This is a genomic window from Microbispora hainanensis (assembly GCF_006874475.1).
Lineage (GTDB): Bacteria > Actinomycetota > Actinomycetes > Streptosporangiales > Streptosporangiaceae > Microbispora > Microbispora hainanensis.
Genome location: NZ_VIRM01000103.1, coordinates 1 through 6,775 on the forward strand (window position 1 = coordinate 1; position 6,775 = coordinate 6,775).

General features: G+C 59.2%; 8 protein-coding genes. 6 read left to right on the forward strand and 2 right to left on the reverse strand.

The window, feature by feature from the left end:
* Positions 1 to 226 precede the first annotated feature (226 nt).
* Entirely contained in the window at positions 227 to 880 is a 654-nt protein-coding gene (locus FLX08_RS39375) for a hypothetical protein (RefSeq protein ID WP_142625354.1), read from the reverse strand.
* Positions 881 to 957: 77 nt separating this feature from the next.
* Between FLX08_RS39375 and FLX08_RS43195 the strand changes: the two genes are divergently transcribed.
* The 6 genes from FLX08_RS43195 (at position 958) to FLX08_RS39400 (ending at position 6,205) form a co-directional block, all read left to right on the forward strand.
* Entirely contained in the window at positions 958 to 1,092 is a 135-nt protein-coding gene (locus FLX08_RS43195) for a hypothetical protein (protein ID WP_280117164.1), read from the forward strand.
* Between the two features lie 406 nt (positions 1,093 to 1,498).
* Positions 1,499 to 2,227: a hypothetical protein gene (locus FLX08_RS39380; protein WP_142625355.1), complete on the forward strand. Its 729-nt coding sequence runs from the start codon at positions 1,499 to 1,501 to the stop codon at positions 2,225 to 2,227.
* Between the two features lie 169 nt (positions 2,228 to 2,396).
* On the forward strand, positions 2,397 to 2,720 hold the full coding sequence (locus tag FLX08_RS39385; protein WP_142625356.1) for a helix-turn-helix domain-containing protein: 324 nt from the start codon (positions 2,397 to 2,399) through the stop codon (positions 2,718 to 2,720).
* Positions 2,721 to 2,723: 3 nt separating this feature from the next.
* A complete protein-coding gene (locus FLX08_RS39390; protein ID WP_142625357.1) occupies positions 2,724 to 4,739 on the forward strand; it encodes an ATP-binding protein in 2,016 nt (671 codons plus the stop codon).
* Positions 4,740 to 4,849: 110 nt separating this feature from the next.
* On the forward strand, positions 4,850 to 5,692 hold the full coding sequence (locus FLX08_RS39395) for a helix-turn-helix domain-containing protein (protein WP_142625358.1): 843 nt from the start codon (positions 4,850 to 4,852) through the stop codon (positions 5,690 to 5,692).
* 96 nt (positions 5,693 to 5,788) lie between these two features.
* On the forward strand, positions 5,789 to 6,205 hold the full coding sequence (locus tag FLX08_RS39400) for an ATP-binding protein (protein WP_167530763.1): 417 nt from the start codon (positions 5,789 to 5,791) through the stop codon (positions 6,203 to 6,205).
* A gap of 86 nt (positions 6,206 to 6,291) precedes the next feature.
* Here the strand turns inward: FLX08_RS39400 and FLX08_RS39405 are convergent.
* Positions 6,292 to 6,775, reverse strand: a 484-nt coding sequence (locus FLX08_RS39405; protein ID WP_208761971.1) for a transposase, incomplete at its 5' end; no start/stop codon positions are given.

The following is a 6,775-nucleotide window of genomic DNA, read 5'->3' on the forward strand; positions in this document are numbered from 1 at the left end:
CCTCGGCCAGTGGATGCCAAGGGGCACAGACGGGCTTGAGCCGGAGGAGCCGGTCTGCTGGGCTCTGCCTGGGTCGGTGGCAGAAGGGATGCGCGGGCTCCAACCTCAGCCACTAACGGCCCGCGCTCTCCAGCTCGGCGCCATCCCGGAGCCGGAGGCCCCTGCCGGGGGCAAAGTATGTCTCGGTGCTCCAGAGACGGTGCAGGCAGCGGCGTTAGCACTGCGGCTACTCGTACCAGAGCCCGGGGATGGGCCCACGCTTTGTGGCGGCCCTGATGTTCTTCATTGCGGCCTCGTCCAGGTCGCCGCGGATATGCAGGTAGAGGTCCGGGACAGGCAGTCCTACCGTCTGTATCCAGCCCTTGCCGTGCACGTGTCCGGCCGCGATCAGTTCCTCCGCCTGACCGGGCGGGGCAAGCCGATCGTTGTAACACTGACTGATGGTCTCGTCTGTGTCCGCCAGGGCATATCTGGCCGCGTAGGCGTAGCCGTCATGCAGCCAGACGTACAACACCACGGGCCTACGCAGCATGGAGTGGAACCAGCGTCTGGATCGGCGTGCGAGTTCCTGAACCGTTCCCGTCTCATCTAGTGCCCATCTCGACGGCTGGTCAGGCAGCGTCAGCAGTTGGTTGTGTAGCCGATCGCCCTCTACCCGGTCACCGCTGAAGTGCACGCCGAAGTCGATCAGGCTGAGGGGTGCCTCTGGATCGATCACAGTGAGGTAGGCAACAAGTCGGTCCTCGCACCACGCGACCTCGCCGCCGGTGTCATCGGAAGCGAAATCCGCAGTCTGCTCGCGCAAGGCCGTCACAAAGGCCCGTTCGGTCTCGGTCAGCTCGTCCGGTTCATCGATTTCGAACCATGAGTGCTCCGGCATACGCAAGATCGTAGGTGCGATCTCAGGGTGTCATCAGCCGGACTTCGGCGAGAGGCACCGCATCTGGGACGGGTTTGGTGGAAACAGCGGTGCGGGTGGCCCGCGACCGGCCCGAGCTGCCGGCGGCCGGGACCGGCCCCCAGGCCGCATGCCCGGCCGCCGAGCGGGCGCAGGGCCGCGAGGCGGCGCGCAGCGCCGCCCTTGATCCTTAAAAGCACAATTCGGCAGCTGAGCTGCTCATCTGTGAGCAGAGGAGCCAAGGCAGCCGTCGATCAGCATGCCCATACGACTTCATCGTCGCCGCTGTGGAGCACCGGAACGCGGCGGTTTGGCAACTTATACCGTTGAAATTTTACACAACCCACGTATGGTGATCTCGTAGCGGACAGTACTAGCAGAACCTAGATTCAAGCGACCTTTCGGAGGAGTAAAACCGAAGTGGCGAGTGCGACAAGTTGGCTCGGCGAAGACTGGGAGAATTGGTGCATTCTACTTATTCGGCGACGATATGGCGCACACCAGGTTCAGGTCGTCCCTGCGCGACACAGAGGTGACCTAGGCATTGAAGCCTTCACCTATGATGGATGCGCCTTCCAATGCTACGCAGTACAGGAGCCCGTGCCTGTCAAGGACCGCTACGAAAAGCAGCGCGACAAGTTGACGCGCGACCTCGCAAAGCTCGAAGATCGGCAAGAAAAGTTTCTCCGCCTTTTGGGTCATGTAAGAATTAAGACTTACGTCTTTTTTGTACCATTTTTTGACTCTTATGAGCTTATTCAACACGCTTCAGACAAAACGCAGGAATATCGCGACAAGCATCTCCCACATTTAGATCCCGACTTCCACATAGTCGTCTTGGATGAAGATGCATATGCTGATACTCGCGAACAGGTCTTACAGCAACCCAGGGCACTTATCGATGTAGAGATCTCGTCGCCAGAACAGGTCCGAGCCTGGATTGAAGCGAACGAAGAGTTGGTCGCAACCGCTGATACTAAGCTCAGGGACCTTGTAGCGGACGAACCGCGCCGCCTGAAAGTTATTGAAGGTCTGATTGGACAGTACGTTAACGGAGAGAACGCGCTCGAACGCATGCGTAGTAAGTATCCGGAGAACTGGGAGTTCACCAGTCGCTACAGGAACCACAAAGAACAGCTTCTAGTATTGGAGTATCCTAGCGATTCGGTTGAATTCGGCAACCTAGCCCAGATTGCAAAAGAGATCGATGCGGAACTGGGAAGGGATGTGCCAGCGCTCGACGGAAGATTGAGGACTGTAATTGCTTGGGCCTCCATTGCGGACTGGCTTATGCGGTGTCCACTTAGCTTCCCTTCGCCTACCTCCTAGAGGCACAGTTATGCTTAGCCCGGACGATCTCGCGGACATTTTCGGAAGCCTAGAATCACCAGTCGCTTTTGCGCGTAGGCCTGACCCGATCCCCGGTGACCTGCGCCACGGATGGCGCCTGTCCGCACTGGTGCTTATTCTAGCGCGGTGCCGCGGAAACACGGCTAATATGGAACAGATCTACTTACTATCCTGGGCGCTAAGATCTAAAGGATCTCAGGAAATTCTTGTGCGATGGTTTGAGCGACGAAAATCTCCCGACGATTTCGCGGTTCGCTATGATCCATCGCTAACCCGCACGATAGCGATTGCAGTGTCTGCCGGGCTTGTCGAACGGAATGAAAACCAGACAATATCGCTCAGTGACTCCGGTGTGGCCTTAGCCCGTAGCATCTGGGCGAACTCCGAGGTGATGCAACAAGAAAAGGCCTTCTTAAGCAGGCTTCCCAACAAAATATCCCAGAAGGCTGTACGCGAAATCATGGACTGGTGACGTATGCTTAGACTCCGCCACCTGCGGATCCAGGTATTCACCGATGGGCCCGTATGCGGTACCGAAATCTCTTTCAGAGATGGCCTCAATGTCCTGCGCGCAGATAACTCAAGCGGCAAGTCTACGTGCTTGCAAGCGATCATATATGCACTTGGGCTTGAAGGAATGCTCAGCGCAAAGCGTGACATACCTTTGCCTCATGCAATGACGGACACTATCGAGGTAGAGGGACAAGAGTATCGCGTACGAGAGTCTTGGGTCGCTTTAGAGATTGAGAACGGCAATGCCGAGATCATGACGGTGAGACGCGCCGTAAAAAGCGCCGACAGAGATTCCGCTCTCATCGAAACATTTGGCGGGCCAGTACTCACTGAACGCATGGCCTTCTCTACAGGACGCGACTTCTTCGTTCGCCGCCCCGGCGCTGCTCAGAGGGAGAGCGGGTTTCACTACGAATTAGCACGGTTCATCGGTTGGAATCTCCCTCAGGTCGCGAGGATGGACGGCAGCGAAGTGCCGCTCTATCTAGAATGTTTGTTTCCATTCTTTTTCGTGGAGCAGAAGCACGGTTGGTCAGGTGTGCAGGCGAGAATACCAACGTACTTCATGATTCGTGACGTAAGCCGACGTGCAGCAGAGTTCATCCTGGCTCTGGAGGAGTACCAAGCGGTTCTGCAGCGCCAAAGATTGGAATCCGCTGCCGGCATCATGGAGAGCGAATGGAAGCAAGTTGTTAGCGACTTAACGGCTCTCGCAAAGGCTTCTTCAGTAGTCATTCGTGGGCTTCCTACGAGGCCGTCCGCGAATATCTCAGAGGTGGCTGCGGAAGCTGTAGTCCACAACTCCGGCGCTTGGCTGAGCCTTGAGCAGGAGATTGATGCCTTGTCGTCCGCCTACGAGTCCCTAGAAGATGAAGTACCTAGCGTTGGAGAGGACGCGCCTGAGCTCGAAATACAACTCGCTCAGAGCCAGGAAGAATTAACTGCGCTTACTGCGCTTACCGCGGACGCCCTTCAGGAATTAGGGGACGCGACAGGACGAAGAGACAGTATTGAACTTAGGGTGTCCTCTTTGGAGGAAGATCTTCAGCGCCATAGAGATGCCGCTCTGCTTCGGCGGTTGGGATCGAGACACGCTGCGGTGATAGCTGGAGATTCAGTTTGCCCTACGTGCCAGCAGAGTTTGCCGGATGGCTTCGAGGTCACCCATCACCCGATGTCACCTGAGGAGAACATAAGGTTTATCGAGCAAGAACTTCGAACTTTTCGAGCTATCAGGGACGATTTGTATCGACTGATCAACGTACAAGAGGCCAAACTCGGCAGATTGCGCTCGCAGAGTTCGGAGATCAGAAGGCGTATCCGGGCCCTGAAAGATTCCCTTACATCCGCTAATTCACAGCCTTCCGTCGCGGCCATTACGGAGAAACTTCGACTTTCCGAGCGCATCGAGACCTTAACCAAGATACGCGACGATATCGCCGATACAACAGCAGAACTGCGATCTAGAGCGGCGGCCTGGGCGGCCAACCGGGAATCTCTTCGAGCACTTGCTAACAGGCCGCGCTCATCGTCGGATACCGAGAAGGTCGACTTCCTAGAGACCTCTCTCGTGGATCAGCTAAGAAGATATCATTTCCATTCCCTACCTCCTCAGTCAATTGAGGTGTCCCGGGAAACGTATCGTCCTACACATGAAGGCTTTGACCTGGGTTTCGACTTGTCCGCAAGCGACATGATTCGGGTCATCTGGGCGTATCTCTTAGCTTTCCTTGAAGCTAGCATGCGGTACAACACCAATCATGCGCGCCTACTGGTGTTCGATGAGCCCCGTCAGCAAGAGACGAACCGACTGAGCTTCGCGGCACTGCTTAATAGGGCAGCTACCGATGGAGCCTCTGGGGCGCAGATAATTTTCGCTACAAGCGAGGAGGAACTTGATCTCCGCGCCATGCTGAAGGGTCTACCCCACTCTTTAGTCTCTGTGCCGCCAAGAACTAAACTGATACGACCCGTCTGACCGGACTTACCTACGGGCTGTGATCCCGAGTTGCCGCAGCGTGCGCTGTCAGAGCATCCAGTAGTGCGGCTGTGAGATATGGCTGAAGCGTGTCATGATAGAACGTCCGGGTGGATAATCGTCGGGATCGGCTACGCGCCTTAGGAGAGTTACTGCGGCGGCTGCGCAAGGATGCGGGGCTGACTGGTAAGGACTTGGCGCAGCGGGCCGGGGTGGCGCAGCCGACGATTTCGCGGATGGAGACGGGGCGGCTGCTGCCGACGCCGGAGACAGTTGAGCGGGTGGCTGTAGCCCTCGACCTCGGCCAGGACGCGCGGCGGGAGTTGGACACGCTGCTCTTACGGCTGCGTGAGGAGGTATCCCAGCTGAAGAGTGGGTTGGCTGGCCGGGAGGCGGCGAATGCTGCGCGGGTGCGCTCGTCGAGGTGGATGGCGGTCTTCTCGTCGGCAATGATTCCTGCGCTGTTGCAGACAGCAGAGTATGCGCGGCTGGCAGTGGCGGTCGGCCGTGATGTGGATGAGGATGATGCGGCCAAGGCGGCGGCCGTCCGAGTTGATGCTCAGGCGGTGCTGTTTGAGGAGGGCCGGAGGTTCGCGTTCGTGTTGACCGAGGGTGCGGTGCGTACGTGGCCGGGGTCGCCGTCGTTGATGTTGGCCCAGCTCGACCGGCTGGTCCAGGTGTCGACGTTGCCGCATGTCCGGCTCGGCGTCGTGCCGTGGAAGGTGGAAACGCCGGCCTTCCCGCTGCACGGGTTCTCCATCTTCGACGGAACTATGAGCGTGGTGGAGAGCCTGACCGGTGACCTCACGCTGACTGAGGCGGCCGAGGTCGGCGCTCATGAAGAGGCGTTCGAGGCGTTCGCGAGCTCGGCGGTGTACGGGGACGAGTTGCGGGTGCTGCTGGGTGAGATCGGGGCGGACTTCCGGGAGCTGGCGAAGCATTTCGACGACTGACGCATTTATGCGTCGTATTCCTTGAGAACCTTCTAGCGTTGGTCATACGCTCCAGTCGAAGGCATGTCTAGCCCCCTATACGACGGAGCGTGTCCCATGCCCCCATGGCGCCTATCCCGCCGCTTCCTCGGCCGTCCCGCCTCGGTCACCGAAGCCCGCCGCTTCATCACCGCCTCCCTCGGCGCCTGGCCTGTGGTCGAGTCGGCCGAACTCATCGTGAGCGAACTGGCGACCAACGCCGTCCGGCACACCGCCTCGGCCCGGTTCGGCGGCCGGTTCATCGTCAGCATCCAGGCCGAACCCGATCAGGTATGGCTCGGCGTCACCGACGAAGGCGGCCCCGAAGTTCCTCGGCTCGTCCGGCCCAGCGAGGACGAGGGTGGCCGCGGCCTATTCCTGGTCGCCTCGCTGGCCGACAACTGGGGTGTGTACGGCAGCCAGGCTGGCCGTACCGTCTGGGCGCTGCTCAAGGTCGACCCGATCGCAGCCGCAGCACAGGCGACGTCCCGGTGATGAGTTGCGTGAGCCCGCACGTCCCCGATCGCGGCCACGCCCGGAGAGGTGGTGTATGAGAAGACCACTCGTAATCCGGCGAACTTCTAAGCCGTAATCGCCTCGATATTCACTTTAGCATCATTTGTCTCATTTTGAGAGTGGGTGTGCTTACGGCACTCGGCCAGGATCTCCAGGCCCATGTAGCGGCGCTGCTCGGTCCACTCGTCGTTCTGCTCGGCCAGGACCGCGCCGACCAGGCGGACGATGGCCTCCCGGTCGGGGAAGATGCCGACCACGTCGGTGCGGCGGCGGATCTCCTTGTTCAGCCGCTCTTGGGGGTTGTTGGACCAGATCTGCCGCCAGACGGCCGTGGGGAAGGCGGTGAAGGCCAGGATGTCATCACGGGCCTCGTCCAGCCGGTCGGCGGCCTTGGGGTACTTGGCCTCCAGCACCTCGACCACGTGCCGGTGCTGGGCGTGCACGGACTCGGTGTCGGGCTGTTCGAAGATGGTGCGCAGCATCGTGTGCACCCACGGCTGCGCCGTCTTCGGGACGCGGCAGAGCAAGTTTCTCGCGTAATGAAGCCGT

Excerpts from the sequence above, each read along its gene's own strand:
- FLX08_RS39375 (WP_142625354.1), bottom strand. The coding sequence starts at position 880 with ATGCCGGAGCACTCATGGTTCGAAATCGATGAACCGGACGAGCTGACC.
- FLX08_RS39385 (WP_142625356.1), top strand. The coding sequence starts at position 2,397 with ATGGAACAGATCTACTTACTATCCTGGGCGCTAAGATCTAAAGGATCT.
- FLX08_RS39390 (WP_142625357.1), top strand. The coding sequence starts at position 2,724 with ATGCTTAGACTCCGCCACCTGCGGATCCAGGTATTCACCGATGGGCCC.
- FLX08_RS39400 (WP_167530763.1), top strand. The coding sequence starts at position 5,789 with ATGCCCCCATGGCGCCTATCCCGCCGCTTCCTCGGCCGTCCCGCCTCG.